The sequence below is a fragment of the Ensifer sp. Root558 genome, from assembly GCF_001427045.1.
Taxonomy (GTDB): Bacteria; Pseudomonadota; Alphaproteobacteria; order Rhizobiales; family Rhizobiaceae; genus Ensifer; species Ensifer adhaerens.
Map to the genome: position 1 here is coordinate 85278 of NZ_LMGC01000007.1, position 17683 is coordinate 102960.

General features: G+C 60.5%; 12 protein-coding genes. 4 read left to right on the forward strand and 8 right to left on the reverse strand.

Annotated features, from left to right (window positions below):
• Positions 1-3: 3 nt before the first annotated feature.
• The 3 genes from ASD63_RS10385 (at position 4) to opgC (ending at position 4873) form a co-directional block, all read left to right on the forward strand.
• On the forward strand, positions 4-909 hold the full coding sequence (locus tag ASD63_RS10385) for a UTP--glucose-1-phosphate uridylyltransferase (protein ID WP_060529222.1): 906 nt from the start codon (positions 4-6) through the stop codon (positions 907-909).
• Positions 910-982: 73 nt separating this feature from the next.
• A complete protein-coding gene (locus ASD63_RS10390) occupies positions 983-3343 on the forward strand; it encodes a polysaccharide biosynthesis tyrosine autokinase (RefSeq protein ID WP_280138293.1) in 2361 nt (786 codons plus the stop codon).
• 423 nt (positions 3344-3766) lie between these two features.
• Complete coding sequence (opgC, locus tag ASD63_RS10395; RefSeq protein WP_060529224.1) at positions 3767-4873, forward strand: OpgC domain-containing protein; 1107 nt, start codon at positions 3767-3769, stop codon at positions 4871-4873.
• An 814-nt stretch (positions 4874-5687) separates the two neighbouring features.
• On the opposite strand, the gene ASD63_RS10400 is transcribed toward opgC, so the two are convergent.
• Complete coding sequence (locus tag ASD63_RS10400) at positions 5688-7142, reverse strand: TrkH family potassium uptake protein (protein WP_060529225.1); 1455 nt, start codon at positions 7140-7142, stop codon at positions 5688-5690.
• Positions 7143-7490: 348 nt separating this feature from the next.
• On the opposite strand from ASD63_RS10400, the gene ASD63_RS10405 reads away from it, so the two are divergent.
• Positions 7491-7733 (forward strand): hypothetical protein, encoded by a 243-nt coding sequence (locus ASD63_RS10405; protein WP_034798024.1) that lies wholly within the window; start codon positions 7491-7493, stop codon positions 7731-7733.
• Between the two features lie 50 nt (positions 7734-7783).
• Here ASD63_RS10405 and ASD63_RS10410 read toward each other — a convergent pair whose 3' ends face one another.
• From ASD63_RS10410 to ASD63_RS10440, 7 genes are all read right to left on the reverse strand, one after another.
• Positions 7784-8857, reverse strand: a complete 1074-nt coding sequence (locus ASD63_RS10410) for a glycoside hydrolase (protein WP_162253345.1) — start codon at positions 8855-8857, stop codon at positions 7784-7786.
• 46 nt (positions 8858-8903) lie between these two features.
• Positions 8904-10076, reverse strand: a complete 1173-nt coding sequence (locus ASD63_RS10415) for a polysaccharide pyruvyl transferase family protein (protein WP_060529226.1) — start codon at positions 10074-10076, stop codon at positions 8904-8906.
• A 142-nt stretch (positions 10077-10218) separates the two neighbouring features.
• Positions 10219-11397, reverse strand: coding sequence for a polysaccharide pyruvyl transferase family protein (locus tag ASD63_RS10420; RefSeq protein ID WP_034798028.1), 1179 nt, complete (start codon positions 11395-11397; stop codon positions 10219-10221).
• 38 nt (positions 11398-11435) lie between these two features.
• Positions 11436-14117: a glycosyltransferase gene (locus ASD63_RS10425; protein WP_060529227.1), complete on the reverse strand. Its 2682-nt coding sequence runs from the start codon at positions 14115-14117 to the stop codon at positions 11436-11438.
• On the reverse strand, positions 14104-15576 hold the full coding sequence (locus tag ASD63_RS10430; protein ID WP_162253342.1) for a DUF6212 domain-containing protein: 1473 nt from the start codon (positions 15574-15576) through the stop codon (positions 14104-14106). The genes ASD63_RS10425 and ASD63_RS10430 overlap by 14 nt, the downstream gene beginning before the upstream one ends.
• A gap of 175 nt (positions 15577-15751) precedes the next feature.
• The gene (locus tag ASD63_RS10435) at positions 15752-17005 is read right to left on the reverse strand and encodes a glycosyltransferase family 4 protein (RefSeq protein ID WP_060529229.1); all 1254 of its coding nucleotides are present in this window, start codon (positions 17003-17005) and stop codon (positions 15752-15754) included.
• Between the two features lie 46 nt (positions 17006-17051).
• Complete coding sequence (locus tag ASD63_RS10440) at positions 17052-17624, reverse strand: MarR family transcriptional regulator (RefSeq protein ID WP_034798035.1); 573 nt, start codon at positions 17622-17624, stop codon at positions 17052-17054.
• Between the last annotated feature and the right edge of the window lie 59 nt (positions 17625-17683).

Sequence of the window (17683 nt, forward strand, 5' to 3'; positions counted from 1 at the left end):
ACCATGGACCGTATCAGGACCGTCAGGAAAGCTGTGATCCCGGTCGCCGGCAATGGAACGCGGTTTCTTCCCGCGACGAAGGCGATACCGAAGGAGATGTTGACGATCGTCGATCGTCCGGTCGTGCAATATGCGGTCGATGAAGCCCGTGAAGCGGGCATCGAGCACATCGTTTTTGTGACCAGCCGCAACAAGCAGGCGATCGAAGACCACTTCGACGACACGCCTGAACTCATCTCGTCGCTGACCCGCTCCGGTAAGAACGCCCAGATTTCCGAACTGGAGCAGATGCTGCCGCGCGCCGGTTCCGTCAGCTTTACCCGCCAGCAAGCGCCGCTCGGCCTCGGCCATGCCGTCTGGTGCGCCCGCGATCTCATCGGCGACGAGCCCTTCGCACTGCTCCTGCCGGACATGCTCTGCCACGGCGGACGCGGCTGCATGGCCGGTCTTGTCGACCTCTACCGTCAGACCGGCGGCAACGTTGTCGGCGTCGAGCAATGCGCTCCGGAAGATGCCTCGAAATATGGCATTGTCGGCAAGGGTGCTGCCGTCCCCTATGGCTTCGAAGTCACCCAAATGGTGGAAAAACCCCTTATGGGCGAAGCCCCGTCCAATTTTTATCTGAACGGTCGCTACATCCTGCAGCCGCAGATCTTCGACATACTCGCCCATCAGCCCCGCGGCGCCGGAAACGAGATCCAGCTAACCGACGGCATGCTGAAACTCTCGCAAAATCAAGCGTTTCACGCTCATCCCTATGATGGGCGCACGTTCGACTGCGGCTCCAAGGAAGGCTTCATCGCGGCCAATGTTGCCTTCGCGCTGGCGCGTTCCGATCTCGGCGACGCGGTCTATGCCTCGGTCAAGGATGTGGTCCTGTCTCACGAAGGCCGCATCCGCGCCGCATAACTGGCTTCGGCGCCTCTTTTGAAAACAAGAGGCGCCAGCCTTCGGACTAATGGGAAACGGACAGAGCGACCCAATGAACCAAAGAAGTCTCCCCTTCAACAGTGTCGTACCGCGCAACGTGGAGGAGCCCGACGGCTTCATCGACCTCGATCGTCTGTTTTCGGTCGTCTTGCGTCGCGCCAGAATGGTCGGCCTGTTTGTGGCGCTCTTCATCGCGCTCGGTGTCGCCTACCTGGTCTTCGCAACACCGCTCTACACATCGGCAACGCAGGTCCTTCTCGACGAGAACCTGTCGAAATTTGCCGAAGAACAGGCGCCGCCGCAAAACAGCGCCCTGCTCGACACCCAGATTGCCAGCGCCGTGGAAATCCTGAAATCCGGCGAACTCGCCCTGCGTGTCGTCGACAAGATGAACCTTGCCGACAACGATACCGTCCTCAATCCGCCGCGCTCGCCGTTCGACGTCGTAAAGGACGGGCTGAAGTCCGTTACGGGCATCTTCTCGAGCGGGCCGGAGATTTCCGAGGATATGGCCCGCAACGGCCGTAGGCAAAAGGCGGCGGCACTGCTCCAGCAGGGACTGGCCGTCGAACGCGTGACGCGAAGCTCCGTTGTCTCGCTTGCCTATCGCTCCAGCGATCCGCAGCTTGCCGCCGGCATCGTTCGCACCTATGCCGACGCCTATCTCAACGACCAGCTCAACGCCAATTTCGAGGCGACGGAACGGGCCTCGGTCTGGCTGCAGGAACGTCTTGCAGACCTTCGGCAGCGCACGCAGACCGCGTCGCTCGAGGTCGAAAAATACCGCAGCGAAAATGGCCTGACGCTTGCGCGCGGCGAACTCATGTCGGAACAGCAGCTCGCCGATCTCAACAGCCAGCTGATCATTGCCCAGGCCGATAGCGCAAGCGCTTCGGCGCGCTACAAGCAATTCCAGGCGATCGTCGACCAGGGACCGGAGACGGCCGTCAAGAACGCCACGATTTCCGCCAAGGAAGGCGACAACTCGGTCATCCGCGATCTACGCACGCGCTACCTTGCGGTCAGCAAGCGCGAACAGGACGTGAGCCAGAGCTTCGGCGCCGACCATCCGCAGGCCGTGTCGCTGCGCAAGGAGAAAACCGATGTCGGCCGCCAGATCTTCCAGGAGCTGCAGCAGCTGACGGCAAGCTACCGCAACGAATACGAGGTGGCGCGCTCACGCGAAGCGTCGCTGCGCGAAAACATAGAAGGCACCACCGGCCGCAACGCAAATGCAAATGTCTCGCTCGTGCACCTGCGCGAACTGGAGCAGAGAGCGGCTGCGCTGAAGACGCTCTATGAGACCTATCTGAACCGCTACGAGCAGGCCTCGCAGCAACGATCCTTCCCGATCGCCAAGGCGCGGGTGATTTCCAGCGCCGGCGTCCCGGCCTCGCCTTCGAGCCCGAAGAAGACGATGGTGCTGGCGCTTTCGGCGGTACTCGGCCTGATGGCGGGCGGCGCGTTTGCGGCCTTCCAGGAGTTCCGCGAGCGGACGTTCCGGCTCGAAGGCGACGTGCGCGCGATCCTCGGTCATCGGTCGTTCGGCTACATTCCGTTGGTCGGCCCGCGTCACCCTGGAACGACGGATCTCGTTCGCGCCAAGCTGATGAAGAACAAGATGCCGCCACCGGTGACGCAGGGGGCGCCGTCGTTCGAGCGCCTCAGCCGCATCGTGCTCGACGCTCCGCGCTCGTCCTTCACCGAGACTTTCCGCAACGCCAAGCTTGCCTGCGACCGGATGCTAACCGGCAACGGTTCACGCGTCATCGGCATCGCTTCGGCGGTGCCCGATGAAGGCAAGTCGATCATTGCCGCGAATTTTGCGGCCCTTCTTGCCGCAAGCGGCAAGAAGACCCTTCTGATCGATGCCGACATCCGCAAGCCGGGTTTGAGCAAGATGATCAATCCTCCGCCGAAGGCGGGTCTGGTGGAAGCGTTGACCGGGCAGGCATCCTGGCCGGCGGGCATCAAGATCGACCAGCAGACGAAGCTTGCGATCCTGCCGGTCGGAGGTGACGCAGTGGACGGCAACGGCCCGTATGACAGCCATGAGCTGCTTGCGTCGCCGGCCATGGCCGAGCTCATCGACAATGCACGCAAGTCCTTCGACTATGTCGTCGTCGATCTCGCGGCACTCGCCCCGGTCGTCGATGCCAAGGCCTTCGCGCCGCTTGCGGACGGCTTCCTCTATGTCGCCGAATGGGGCCGGACGCCGTCGCGCCTGGTGCGCGACCTCTTGCATTCGGAGCCGCAGATCAATGCCAAGATCCTCGGCGTAATCCTCAACAAGACCGACATGCAGGAACTGGCAAAGTACAGCGACTTTGGCGGTGCCGAGCATTATCGCCACCGCTATGAGAAGTACTACATCGAAAGCGCCGGCACGCGCCGCAAGACCGAGGCCGCATGAGGCTCAGCCCCCAAATTGCACACCGGATCGCAAAGGGTCCAATCCCTCGAGAGTGCATGGTAGCTGTGGGATGGCCTATGTCATTTGCCGTGTCAGCCACTATAAAATCTGATTGTGATTGGTCATGGTTTAAGTGATACGTGCCGCAAACCGTGAGACCGTGGCGACGAACACCGATATGCCGAAATATGACAGTGAGCTGATTGCTATCATTCTAGCGACGCTCGGAGCGCTGCTTCTGGTCGCAAGCGCCTTGCTCTTTGTCGTCGTCTGAACGCTCGAGCCCTGGCTGCGTACGGTGACGCGACGCTCGCTCAACGAGTTTGTTAAAAATGTTCCTTTAGCCGGATATCAGAAAATAACGATTTTCTCGTAAGGATTTCGTCAGGCCTCAGCGCCGCCGAAATCCAAACGGGGAGATAAATGGAGAAGCAACGAGAAAGCAGGATTGATCTTCTGCGTGGGCTCGCTCTCCTCTTAATCTTCGTCGGCCACTCCGAGTTCACGTTTTCGGGTTTTGTGCAGCATTCTCGCGGTTTCTCAGATGCCTCCGACGTCTTTGTTCTCTTGGCCGGAATATCCGCTTCCCTCGCCTACTATCGCGCCGATGGATCGGTTTTGTTCCTGCGACCGTGGAAACGGGCCTTCACCTTGTATCTCGTCCACGCCTTGTTGTTTACGGTGCTGGCAAGCATCTCGGCCGCACTAATGCTGGCCATTGGTCCATCGACTTGGTCCGATATGAATTCATTCTGGAGCGCGCCTTTTCAGCATGCAGCCGAAGCCCTTCTCCTCATGTATATGCCGGGTAATCTCGATATCCTGCCTTTGTATGTGGTGCTGCTTGGTCTCACGCCGTTTGCCATCTGGCTTCACAGTCGCTCGCGAACGATCTTGCTGAGCTTTTCGTGCCTGGTCTGGTTGGCCGCTGGGATTGGCCACATCAATCTTCGGAATTGGGCCCTGGACGGACGTGAGTGGTATTTTGATCCGTTTTCTTGGCAGTTTTTGTTCATCATCGGGATAGTGGTCGGCATTGGACTGAAACGGTCGATGCCCGTGCTCAGCTACAATCGCGTGGTGTTCCTCGCGGCCGCCACCTTTGCAATCACTGCCATCCCGATAAATCTTGCCGTGTATCTTCGCCCTACAGAGCCGCCGTTCAGCGACCTGTATCATCAGCTCGTTTCTAAAACGAACAGCGGCCCGCTGCGCATCCTAAATGTACTGGCGATCCTGTATCTTGCCTGGAACATCCGAGCCGTGCAGCTCGCGGCCAGACTGCCAGCCTTTCGCCTGGTCTGCGCTGCCGGTAAGCACAGCCTTCCTGTTTTTTCCGTCGGCGTACTCCTTGTGTGTGTAGCCAAGACCCTTGTGGCCGTCACACCAAACCCATCTCTTCTGGTACAAGCGATATTGCTGGTTTCCGGCTGCCTCTTGCAGTTGGCGGTCGCGTGGTGGCTTGAGGAGCGACAGCGAAAAGCTACCTGGCACGCGCATACCGCAATATCGATCCCAAAACGGTCTTGACCTTATAAATTCAGCTGGCGGCCGGAGCATTGCGCCAGATAACAGACACATTATTGCCCGCAGCACTTAAACCCTGAGCCTAAAACGGGCATAGTTCGACCGCTTCTCGAACTCACGTTCACCTCGCAGATACGCGGGGATCGCGCGCCTTAAGGTTTGCAGACAAAGTCGGATCGCGTTCGAGTAAGTCCCGCCCGCCATTCCTGTTCAGTGATGAGCCCGAGCCTTAAACTGCTTCAGGAGAAAGTTCTGCTCTTCGCTAAGTCGTGGGAGTTCGCCGGGCTCTGACCAACCGAGCAACATGTAGTCAACCAATTTCCGAAGAAAGTGCCTCGTCCCCATTTCATTCCTAACCACAAGGAGTTGATGCAAGAAATCTAGCACTGCGTCGCGAAAGCGTCAGCTCCTACACTTCGATAAGTTCGTAGCAACCGGGACAAGCCATGATTTCAGACGGAACTGCCATATGGCCTGGAGCATTTCAGCCCGACATCTGGCACGTGGACACGTGGCCCTACGACGATGGTTGCTGGGGCGATTGCCTTGGAGCGGCGGCAACGCTTTTTGGGCATTGTCACCGAATGCTGCGGAGAAAACAGCGACGTCGCCAGAAAGCTACAGCGCTATGACAGATGAGGTCCAAATTTCGATTAGCCTATTTACCCAGTTGTAGATGGTTTTAGCCTGCCGCCCTCTCGCCAGTTGTAGGAGTCGCGACCCGAAAGACCGCCTCATGCACGACGGAACCCGCCGGATGAGCAACCCTTCTCCAGTTGACGCAAGGAGGATGATTTCAAAATAATCGCGACAGTACTCAGTCCCTCCAGAAGAGCGGTGTCAGGATGACGAGGACCGTCAGGATTTCCAGACGGCCGAGCAGCATCATGAGCGACAGGAGATAGAGCGCCGGGTCGGTCAGCGTGGAGAAGTTGCCGGCCGGCCCGATGATTGGGCCGAGCCCGGCGCCAACATTTGAAAGCGCCGTTGCGACCGCTGACACCGCCGTGACGAGATCATAGCCCATCGCCCCCATCGCCAGGCTGCCGAAAGCCCAGATGAACATGTAGGCTGTAAAGAACAAGAAAACGGTGCGCTGCACGTCTATGTCGACAAGGGTCTTGCCGTAGCGCACCGTGTGGACGGCGTCGGGGTAAATCAGCTTGAAGATACCGGCGCGGATCGAGTTGAAGATGATAATGAAGCGGTAGGCCTTCATGCCGCCCGCCGTCGAGCCGGAGCACCCGCCCATGAAGGTGGCGGCAAAGGCAAGTGCGACGATGAACTCACCCCAGAGCATGTAATCGTCGCTGGCAAAACCGGTCGTCGACAGGATGGACGAGACGGTGAAGAAGCCGTGCGCCAAAGCCTCGTGCGCTGAGACCCCATTGACGATCCGCTGGTAGAGGCTTGCGGCGAGCGCAAGTGCCGTCAGATAGGACAGAAAGACGATGATCTGCGGATCCTTTAGCGTATCGAGCCGGCCACGAACGATAAAGAGGATGAGCACCGAAAACGGCAGGCTGCTCAACGTCATGAAAAAGGTTGCGACCCAGAGGATCGGCAGGCTGTTGAAGTAGCCGAGCGAGGCATCGTGAGTGGAGAAGCCACCGGTTGCGACCGTCGACATAGCGTGGTTGATCGCGTCGAAACGGCTCATGCCCAGATAGGAGAAGATGATCGTGCACGTCACCGTCATCACGACATAGATCAGGATGAAGGCGCGCGTGAAGGTGACGATGCGGGCGAAGGGCTTTTCGGTGGTGTCCGAGGACTCCATCTTGAAGAAGGACATGCCGCCGACCCTGAGATAGGGCATGACGAAGAGCCCGAGCGCCACGATCCCGATACCGCCGAGCCAGTGCAGAACCGAGCGCCAGAGAAGAATGCCCGGAGGCGCATGGTCGAGCCCGCTGATGACGGTCGAGCCCGTCGTGGTGATGCCGGAGACCGATTCGAAGAAGGCCTTGGCGAAATCGAGCTTCAGCGACGACAGCCAGAAGGGCACGGCGCCGACGAGAGACACGACGATCCAGAGAAGATTGACGACCAGAAAGCCCATCTTGCGGCTGAACAGCGGCGAGCCGCCCTGCGTGGCGGCGATCGCCAGAAGCGACAGACCACCAGTCGCAAAGGCCGAACCGGCAAACACCCTCCAGTTGGGATGACCATAGAACAGATCGACTGCGGCCGGCAGCAGCATCGCGAGCGACAGATAGAACGCGGCCTTCGCGGCGATGTTGATCGCGGTCTGGTAAAGGGGTGCATGCAACGGTTGATCGCCTCAGCGCTTTGTCCAGGACCGAATCGGTCCTCTGGATTTGCGGCCATTCAACCTCAAAGGCGCGCGATTCGCACCGGCTAGGGGCAGAGAACCCTCTGGAGAGCGACGGTCAGTCCCGTATTTTCGTCGATTTTGTCGCATGGGCGCGGCAATCGTGTCCAGGCGTTCCCGGCAAATGCCGCGGCGCCATTTCCATGCTGCACTGCGGCATTTTGCCCAATCAATTCTAACTCACGAAAAGATCACGACTTTTGGCCGCGGCAAGTCATCACCTTGACTTATTTCCACGTGTAAAGCCTGCTTCATCCATTCCACATGCAACCTTGAGCACAACCGATGACCCCCGCCCGTTTCACCCAATGCCTTCTCGTTCTTCGTTGGACGCCGATCAATCTGGCAAGCGCCCTCCATTGCAACCTGGCATGGATCGAGGCGATGGAGACCGGGGACGAAATGGTCCCGGAGGAGCTGGCGACCTGGCTGGAAACGCTGGCGCGAACCCACGAGGAACTCGGCATTCCCGTCACCTACCGCGGCAAGGGGCTTGAACCGGCGACGAGCCGCGCAACGCGGCGCTGATCGACAAGGGCGCTTCGCTCCATCCAGCTCACAGCTAAAAATGCCCTGCATCAATCGCCCTTGGCCGGTTCGATCGCAAGCGCGCCGGCCGGGCTCAGAGCTCCGCAGCGCCATAGCCGGTAGTTCTGCTGGGTGTCCCAGTCGTAGTAGTAGGCGGCATCCAGGCGTTTTTCTTCGGAAAGCCGCTCGAAGACCGTCCGCATGGCCGTCATCGCCCCTTCGCGTTCGCGATCATCGACGGGGCAGCTACGCGCCGTGTTGGCAATCCCCCATTCCGTCACCCAGCAGGGCCGCCCCCGGTCGGCAGGCGCGCAGAAATCGAGAAGTTTGGTGACGATCGAGGTGATTGCAGCCTTATCCTTGCGCGCCGGATAGATGTGAATGCCATAGGCATCGACGAGCGCGTCCATGCCCCGCGCCTTCAAAAGGGCAATCACCTCGCCCGGATCCAGCCGCTCCATTCCCTGGCGGTCCGCTTCCTTGGCCCCCATGTCGGAGAGCCCGGCGGAGACGATGATCGCCTTGCTGTTGGCGCTCGCTCTTACGGCGTCGCGGGTGATCTTCAGCGCCTCGACGTAGTTGTCGAGACCTTTTCCGAACGCCTGGGGCTCTGTGAGTTCGCCGAGATGTCGCGGCGTCGCTTGGCCCGGCTTCTCATAGACGGCGAGGTCGCCGTTATAGCCGGCGAGGTTGATCTCGTTTCCGGGTTCTACCGCGTCCAGACGGATGCCAAGGGCATCGATGCGCTGCAGAGCTGACGCCAGGCCAACGCGGTAACGATCAAGGTCCAGATCGGACAACCGGTTGATATCCCAGATGCGCCCGAAGCCGGTGCGCGGGCGAACGCTGTCCGGATAATAGCTTTTGTTCGACAGCTGGATTTCGAGCAGGATCCGCAGCCCCAGCCGGTTGGCAATCTCCAGCGCGTCGATGCTTTTGTCGACAGGGCGCGACAGCGATAGCCGCACATGCGTCGCGCCGCTGTCGGCGATTTCGCGAAGGATGCGTTCCTGATCCGTGCGCTCCAGCCAGGCGAGATTGAGCCGATTGACGCCGTAGCGCGCAGCCGCAGCCTCGCCCGCGAACGCCGGAGCGCCCCGCGAAAGCGCCGCCCAGGAGACCAGGGCGGCAAGGAGCAGCGCTAACGGCGCTGCCCGGGTCAGGGGCAGATTAAATGCCAACCTGTTTAAGCGCACTTTGGAAGTTCGCCTCGCATGCCGAATAGCGTTCGGTAACCGCCTGCGCATCGATCTTCGACAGGAAGTTGGCGAGATGCGCCTTCTTGTCCGCCTCACGATTCCAGACGCCCGCCTCGATATAGGGGAAGCCGATGAATTCGAGCATCTCGCGCATACGGTCGTCGACGGCGATCATCAGCGAAGGCGTGCCCGCCTGCATGCCAATGACGCAGCCATGGAAGCGCCTGCCGATGCAGAGGTCCCGGGTCGATGACCAGGCGCGCCACTGGTTGGTGTCGAAGAACACCATCAGTTCGTTCTGCCGCTGCCATTTTTCCTGATGCTTGTATTCGGTCTTGCCGGTGATGCGGCCGCTGGAGCGGTCGTAAACCGGCGCGTTGTCATCCACGGGAAGCGTCAGGTTATAGGCGACGATTTCGTCCTGGATGACGTAGCTGGCCACGCTCTCCGGCTTCAAGAGCGCGTGGGCATCGACGATGGTGTCGGCGACGCTACCGAGATAGCCGCCGAGCGCGAGCTTCTGTGCCGAGGCAAGGTCTGCGTTGGCAAGCGACGTCAAGGAGTGGCGCATCTCGTTGGGAGCGAAGAAGAGCGAGGGGCAGCCGGTCGGCTTGACGAACTTCATGCCCTCCGCGCGCAGGAACTCGGCGGTGAAATAGCCGCGGGTCAGGAAGAAGCTTTCCTTCTGCTTCAACACCTCCAGGAACCGCAACGTACCGGCCGGCAGGTTTTCCTTCAGACCTTCACGCTTCTGGATGCCGATGCCCATCACCAGAACCGGCATCTTCAGCTTCTCGAACACATCCGCTTCGAGATCGGCCGAATACCCCGGACGCAGCAGGTTCGCCGAAGCGAACACGCACATGTCGAATTCCTTGTTCAGGGCATCGTAGACGTCATTGGCCCCGCGGCTGTTGACCAGATGCCAGAACGGCACATAGGTCACGTCATGACCGCGCAAGGCGTAAGCTGCGCCCTCGCCGATCAGGTAGTTACCGGTGTTGGCGATCTTCTTGACCTGGTCGACCAGATCCTTCTTGCTTCGGATATCGTCGAAGTAGGGTTTGTGATGAACCGTCGCACCGGAAACGCGCGCCACGGTACGCTGGAGGTAGGAAGGGATTCCGGTGAGCAGGATACGCATCGATACACCTGGTTTGTGGACTGGCCCACAGAGTTGAGGAAGAGGGAGGGCGGCACGAGGAAGCGGATCTGCAAACCTCACCGTGCCGCCCGAACATCATGAATTGAGCGCCTCGGATCGAACGCGTCCGAGGCATCACGGTTTAGAGGCCGATGCCGATCTCGCGCAGCACCGTACGGAAATTGCGTTCGCGATCGGAGTAGCGGTCGACCAGTTCAGACGCGTTCAGCCCGGCCAGATGGCTGGCAACGAACTCCGCCCGGTTTTCCGCCTTTTCGAGCTCCTGGACGTCGACCGACGGCAGGCCGGTGAAGCCCAGCATTTCGCGCATGCGGTCGTCGACGGCCACCATCAGGCTCGGCACGCCTGCCTGCATGGCGATGATCGAGCCATGGAAACGACGGCCGAAATTGAAGTCCATGTGCGAGGCCCAGGCGCGCCACATGTTGGTATCGAAGAAGGTGCGTACATCGAAGGGCACCTTCTGGCGCTCCGCGCCCGGGAAAGCGAGCTCGCCGAGCATCTTGCCCGAGCAGGAATCGAAGACCCTGCCATCGGCATCCGGCTCGACCTTCATGTCGAAGTGCAGGAATTCGTCCTGGATGATGTATTGGGGCTTGGCGCCTTCCGGGTTGAGCGCGATCGCATCGACGATACAATCGTGATTGGCGCCGAGATAGCCCGAGAAGATGGTCTTTGCCTGACCAATCTTGACGTCGGGCAGCTTCTTCATTGACGCGCGCATGTTGTTCGGCGCGAAATAGACCGAGGGGCAGCCGGTCGGCCGGACGTATTTGAATCCCTGGTCCTTCAGGTAGCCGGCGGTTTCGTAGCCGCGGGTCAGGAAGTAGTGCTCGCGGTCCTTGAGAACATCGAGCAGGCGCTTCGTCCCCTCCGGCAGGCCTGTTTCCAGGTCCTTGCGGTTCTGGTGGCCGATACCGAGCATGACGATCGGCATCTTGAGCTTGCTCAAGACATCAGCCTCGGCATCCGCAGAAAGCCCCTTGCGCAACAGATTGGCGCAGGTGAACACGCAGATGTCGAAGTTGTTGTTGAACTCGTCGAAACCGGTGCCGTTCTTATGGCAATTATAGAGGTGCCAGAACGGGATTTGCTTGGCATGGGGAGCAATGGCGCGCAAAGCCCCTTCACCGATCAGATAGTTACCGGTGTTGCTGATGTTGCGAAGCTCCTGAAGAAACTCGTCCTTGGATTCGGGCTGTTTCTGCCGTTCCGAATAGGAAACCGACAGGCCATTCGCGCCGTTTGCGAGGCGCGTGTAATGACCAGGAATACCCGTCAGGAGGATTCTTGGACGCATGCGTAAGTCCCTTCTCTTTGAAAAGTCGTACGGGTCGATCAGCCTGCAGCTGCGACGCCGGTATTGGATGTGTCTCGCGCCCGGATGACCTTGGCACGCGAAAGCGAGGAATTGTTCACGGCGCCGTCGCACCAGCCGAGGAACTCCGAGAAGGAGTTGGACCAGGCGCGGCGCGCCGCTGTTCTCAGGCAACCTTCCATGATCGGCGCCAGCAGGTTGCGATCGCGCGAAACCTCGGCGATCGCCTTGACCATGTCGCGCACCACCTGGGGATCGGACGAGGCATCGATTAGGATGCCGTCCTCGCGATCGACGATCAGTTCGTCGACGGCGCCAACCGCGGTTGCGATCGGCACGCAGCCGAGCTGTTGGGCTTCGGCGATCATCAGCGGGGCACCTTCCCAGCGCGAAGGCATGATCAGAACATCGGCCCAGCCGAGCGCCTTGATCAGGTCGCGGCTGGCAAAGACCGGTGGGCGCACGTCGACGCCCAGTTCCTTGAGCCGGTCCGTCCAGGAGAACGAGGCATCCGCCAGGATCTCGCCACCGATCGCCCGCGCATCGAACGACACGTGTGCGGCCCGCAGTTCGGCGATCGTCGCGGCCAGGCGGTCGATGCCCTTCTGCTGGTCAAGACGACCCATGTAGAGCAGCCGCAGCCGGTCGTCCTTGCGCTCGATCCGCCGCACCTGCAGCACGTCTGCAAGCACCTTGGGCGGCACGGAGAAACTTGCGCCGTTAGGAACGGCAAAGATCTTTTCGAGCGGCACGCCGAAGCTGTGCAGGTAGAACTTCAGTTGTTCCGAGCAGGTGAGGAAGGCGTCGTAGCAATGCTCGTGGGCGATGGCTGCAAAGGGCTGGCCGGCCGGGCGCTTGAACGGCGTGTTGTCGACGACGTGCAGATAGCAAGCCGTGCGTGTCCCTTCCGAGCGCAGCCGTGCGATCAGCGGATGCATCGCCATCACGTGGTTGTTGATGACGAGATCGAAGCCTGAGAGCTGACCTTTAAGCGCACCCCAATCGACTTCATGATGGTCGGCAATGAAATCCTGGCCGAGGAACGAGCCGGAGCCGCCCCAGGCCGGGATGCCCTGATCCCAGAAGTGAACATAGTCGAAGCTCGAATCGAACTCATCGATCACGTCCATCCGGCTGGTGCCGAGCACGAACAGATGCGTCTCGTAGCCCGCGGCCTTAAGTTCACGCGAGGCGGCGTAGATGACCTTCTCGGCGCCACCAAACGACGCGTTCGGCACGAGAAGTGCTGCAGTCTTTTTACCGGCTTCGCTGTGCCCGAGCGGCAGCACCGGCGAGCCGCCGATTTCCGTTCGCAAGGCCTTGTGCAGGTCGGAATAGGGCATGAGCCGCGCGGGGCGCCAGGTCCAGCGACGGCCGGCCGTGCGGCGAAGCGGACTGGTGGCGATCGCGTTGACGCAGTTGATCATCACCTGTTGCGGCGTGATCAGCGTGCGGCGCGGCAGGGCGCGCGGGAACGGGAAGCGCACATTGAGAACCGCCGAGGTCGGCCATACCTGCTGCGTGCCGATAGAAGCAAACCAGTCGAGCGCATTGTTGCGGATGACGTCGCGCAAGAGCGCCGTCGAAATGAAGATGAGATCCGGTTGGCCGAGATGCTGGGCGCCGGCGTCGAGGAAGGTCGGCTCGATCTTGCGCTGCGTCGCGTCGTTGCCGAGATGAACGAAAACGACGTTGGCTTTCTCACTCAGGCGCTCCAGGTGACAAAGCACGTTGGGCAGCATGCGCGAGCGCAAAAGCAGATCGATCGTCGCACCGCTGCCGGCCATGACGAAGGGCGGAAAATGCACGTTGTCGGGCTCGCCGGTGCTGGCCCAGAAGGCTGGGATGATGTCGTCGAGGCGCAGCCGCTTCGGTTGCTTCGTCGGATCTGTGAAGAACGAGATCGCCGCGTCTTCGGTGCGCGCGAAGAGATAACGCGGGCACTCCTCATGCTCGAAATCGACGAGCATCGGCCGCTGGAACAGCGCCTTGTGGCGCTTTCTGAGGAAGCTCACGGATGTCGCGCGGTCGCGGTTGGCTTCCTTGAAACGGCTTTCGGCGCGCAGGCGGTATTCGAACGTCGTGTCATGGCAGGGCGTTCCGACAAAGCCGTGCTCGACGCAGGAAAGCCAGAACTCCCAATCCTCAAAACCGTTCTGTCGGTCGTCGTTGAACCGAACGCCTTCCTGGAAGACCTCGATCGAGATCATCGAGCCGGTGTCACAGATGTTGTCCGTGATGCAGTGGACGAGCCGCGAATACTGGTTGCCGTAGTGAGCCCGCCAGCTCACCGAGAAGGTGTCAATGTTGGTATAGACCCAGCCGGCGCCGCTTTCGTGCAGGCGCCGATAGAGGGTCTCGATCGTTCCCGGCAGGACTCGGTTGTCGGCGTCAAGGAAATAGACGGCCTTCGCCTCGGGCAGATTTTCGAGCACGTAGTTGATGGCGCGGTTGCGCGCGCCGCCGGGGCCGGCGTTTCGCCCGAAGACCACATGGATATCAGGGTGGGCCCCGGAATAGAGCAACAGCTGATCGAAGGTTTCCTGCCGCGGGTCGCCGTCGACCGAAACGACGATGGCAATACGGCAGCCCTCGAGGTCCGATGCAAGCGCGGATTCGAGCGCTTCGAGCGCCAGCGCCGCATGGCCATAGAGCGGCATGGCGATCGCAACGAGGTCCCTTAGATCGCTATTGCTGGACATGAGACGCACCACTCGACTGCTTGACCATCCGGAAGCCCGACACCTTGAGCCAGGAGAAATCGACCGAGTCGGTTACGGCGCGGCTGAGGATCATCAGATCCATGGACTGGCGCACCGGTTCGTCGAGCTGGAAGTTGATGTTGATCGGCTGCTCATTGGTGACCTCGCGCCAGCCGCTGAAGAAGGCGGACGGCTTGACCACCCCCTTGCGAGCCAGTTCCGCCACTTCGGAGCGCGCGTTCGAGCCCGCTGGCGCGAGCAGGAAGCTGACGGCCGCCGGGGCGCCCTTGGGATGATCGACCACAGCGCTTGCGGAGAAGGATATGGTGCCGGGCTCGACAGCGCGACCGACGGCGCCGGCCGACACCCCGTTTGCGAGCGGATGGCAGACGACGGCGTGTTCGTGTTCGAGAAAGCGCACGGTCTGGAATTCCGGGACGACCGGCGTCACCGATACGTCAACGATCTGGCTGAGCAGATCGACCGAAAGCCGGTAGTCCTCGATGAAGTGGCCGTCGAGCAGCGCGGTCGGCGCGATCATGTTGGGCATGCGCGTCGGCTTAACGCCGGGCAGGCCGGTGTAGACGCGGAACGCTAGAGGGCGCAGATCAAGGTCGGCGTGTCGGGTCTCGGACCGAGCCGTATAGTGTTCACTGGCGATGGGATAGCCGAGCGAAAGCCCGATCGTTTCACTACCGGTCGTCGAAACGCGAAGCCGCAGTGTCTTCGCGCCACCCCCGCAGGTGCGCGGCAGGGCAAAGAAGTTCCAGCTCGGAACGAGCTGCGAGAATGGAACGGCCCACTCTGCAACCCCCTCGCCGCTCTCGACATAGCTCAAGACAACGACCAGTTCGCCGCCGTCCCGCGGGACCGAGTTGAAGTGAAGCCCGATGCCGGCGACGCCATGGCTGGAGACCGGCAGGAGCTGTTCGACAAAGGCATTGGCAATCAGATGGCCGATGCCCTCGTCCTTGGGGTCGACATAGGGGTCGTGCGCAAAGACTTCGGCGACCGGTTCCCAGTTGCGTGCCTGGAACGCATCTTCGAGCGCGCGGTAGTTTTCAAGCAGCGTTTCACGCTCGCGGCGAAGCAGCGCAAGCTCGGATGTGATTGCCGACGAGAACCGGGCAAGCCGCCCGACACCACCATCGACCAGCGCCTGAATGAGCCCGGCGCTTTCGCTGACGGCCTCGGCGCTCAAGCGCTTGATCGGGATATCCGGGACGGTGCCAAGTGCTCGCAGCGAGACGATGCCGTCGGCCAGATCCGCCTCGCCCTCCCTAGAAAAGGCGAGCCCGATCAATGGAAACACGTTTTCCAGGGTCGCATCAGGCCGATCGCCTGCCGGAAGAAAATGAACCAGGTGCTCGATGCCACTGCCCTGGACACTCGCCCTATCGTGATCCGAGGCCAACACCAGCTTTCTCTTCGCCTGCGAATACCTCACGCCAGAAGACACCAACCCTTGCACGCGCCACCCTCAATTCAACCGAATTCTCTCTGTAGTTGAATCCCCCGATCCGAAATAAAACCGGCGAATTCAACGACCTAGAGAAAGCATATCAAGGTTATTTGCACTGCACAATAAGTTATATTTGCGTTTTTCGTGAAATAATAGTTCGGGTTTTGAAGTATTACGCAGATGAGACCCGTAATATTTGAGTGGATCCGGGGGTTCCCATTGCCTTATCCAGCAACGTCATCTGTCGCGCAATGCAATCGCCCAGACGGAACCTTTGCTCGACGGTGCGGCGGGCGGCTGCACGCAAGTCGGAATACTTCTCCGGTTGCTGCAAAGCGCCAGAGATCGCCTCCGCGAGCGCATCCGTATCGAAGAACGGCACGAGCAGGCCGTTGCGGCCGGAGCTCAACACCTCCTGCATCGGCGCGGTGTCCGATCCAATGACGAGAGCGCCGCAGGCCATGGCCTCCAAGACCGACCAGGAAAGCACGAAAGGATAGGTCAGATAGATATGGGCGGTTGAAATCTGGAACAGCTGCTTGAGGACACCATGCGGCACCACGCCTGGAAACAGGAATCGGTCGGCCGGGATATTCAGGGATTGAAGCAGATAGTCCTTCCACGAGCCGCCACCGGGCGGTGGGGCGCCGTAACTGACGCCGTCGCCACCGACGAAAACGAAAAGCGCATCGGGATGGCGCTTCGCGACCTTTGCGGCCGCCTCCAACGCCTGCGGGAAGCCGCGATAGGGCTCGAGATCGCGGGCAACGAAAGTAACGATCGGCGGATCACCCGCCTTTAGCACCCGTCCGTCCGGAAGCTTCAACGATGCCGACGGATCGGGACGGAAGACGCGAGTGTCGACGCCCTCGTGGCAGACGGCGATACGGGCGCGATGCTCCGCCGGATAAAGGCTCCGTTGCCATTGGGTCGGGCTGAAGCCGCCATCGATCGCATCAAGCGTCAGGAGTTGCGCCATGTTGCGCAGCCGCAGTCGCTTACGCGTATCCTGGTCGGGCGTGTCGTCGGGAGCAAAGCCGATATCGGCCCCTTCGGCGCGGTAGAAAAACTCGCAATAGCCGAGTGCCGGGACATTCGGCAACACATCCTTGACGAAGGTCATACCGCCCCAGCCGATGTGCCCGACGATAACGTCGGGCACCTGCCCCTGGCGGGCCATGGCATCGAAGGTTTCGGCGACCCGGTGACCGATCCGGACATGATGGTCAGGCACACCAAGGTGCCTTCCCATCTGCGAATTGGCCTGCGGGCCGGGTTCTGCTCTGTGGCGAACGACACGCGTTGCCGGAATCCGCTGATCCACGGTTTCCGTCACGAGTGTCACTTCATTTCCGGTCTGCGCCAAATGAGACGCGAGAGCGGCGAACTGGCAGAAGCCGCGCCGGTGTACAAATGCTACGTGCATATTCCCTGCCTATAGCCGTTGAAAGGACAGCCTGTGCGCGGGCATCTCAGATGCCGTAGCGCGTTGCATTCCCCCAAACCAGCTCGAGCCGGTGCAGTGTTTGAAATGCGGTTTCGAGATTGCGCCGGTCCTGCTCGCCGTGGCTGAGGACACGTTCATAGGCGCCAGCCGCCTTGCGTAAGGAATCGCACAATTGCTTGCCCTTCTCCGAAAGCTTGATGCGGGCCGAGCGCCGATCGCGCTGGGAGGCGGCCCTGTCGATATACTCTCCGTCGCCCAACTGCTTCAGGTAGTAGGAAACGTTGGAGCCGACATAGTGGCCACGGTCCAAAAGCTCCGCCACCGACACTTCCGCGTCGCCGATCGCCAGAAGGACCATCGCCTGTGCCGGGCCGATATCGTCGACGCCAAGCTTCGTCAGCTCGGCACGCAACAGGCCGGTAAAGCGCCGGCTGGCCCGCTCCATCATCCGTGCCAACTCGAAATATGTGACCACGGACGCTTCGCTCTCCTGGTCAATATTGTCATGTTCAGGGGCACTTCCAGCTGCGTCATCCCCGGGGCGGATGGCAACAGCGCCGCCAAAATCTGCGAACGGATAGAGAATCCTTTGATTCATCCCTCTCTCCAACTGAGCATTACTACAATATTCAAAAATTACTTCAAATTTTGAAGCAA

Bases quoted from the DNA above. Each gene is read 5' to 3' on its own strand.
- opgC (WP_060529224.1), top strand. From the start codon at position 3,767: ATGGAGAAGCAACGAGAAAGCAGGATTGATCTTCTGCGTGGGCTCGCT.
- ASD63_RS10385 (WP_060529222.1), top strand. From the start codon at position 4: ATGGACCGTATCAGGACCGTCAGGAAAGCTGTGATCCCGGTCGCCGGC.
- ASD63_RS10425 (WP_060529227.1), bottom strand. From the start codon at position 14,117: ATGTCCAGCAATAGCGATCTAAGGGACCTCGTTGCGATCGCCATGCCG.
- ASD63_RS10415 (WP_060529226.1), bottom strand. From the start codon at position 10,076: ATGCGTATCCTGCTCACCGGAATCCCTTCCTACCTCCAGCGTACCGTG.
- ASD63_RS10420 (WP_034798028.1), bottom strand. From the start codon at position 11,397: ATGCGTCCAAGAATCCTCCTGACGGGTATTCCTGGTCATTACACGCGC.
- ASD63_RS10390 (WP_280138293.1), top strand. From the start codon at position 983: ATGAACCAAAGAAGTCTCCCCTTCAACAGTGTCGTACCGCGCAACGTG.
- ASD63_RS10435 (WP_060529229.1), bottom strand. From the start codon at position 17,005: ATGCACGTAGCATTTGTACACCGGCGCGGCTTCTGCCAGTTCGCCGCT.
- ASD63_RS10405 (WP_034798024.1), top strand. From the start codon at position 7,491: ATGACCCCCGCCCGTTTCACCCAATGCCTTCTCGTTCTTCGTTGGACG.
- ASD63_RS10440 (WP_034798035.1), bottom strand. From the start codon at position 17,624: ATGAATCAAAGGATTCTCTATCCGTTCGCAGATTTTGGCGGCGCTGTT.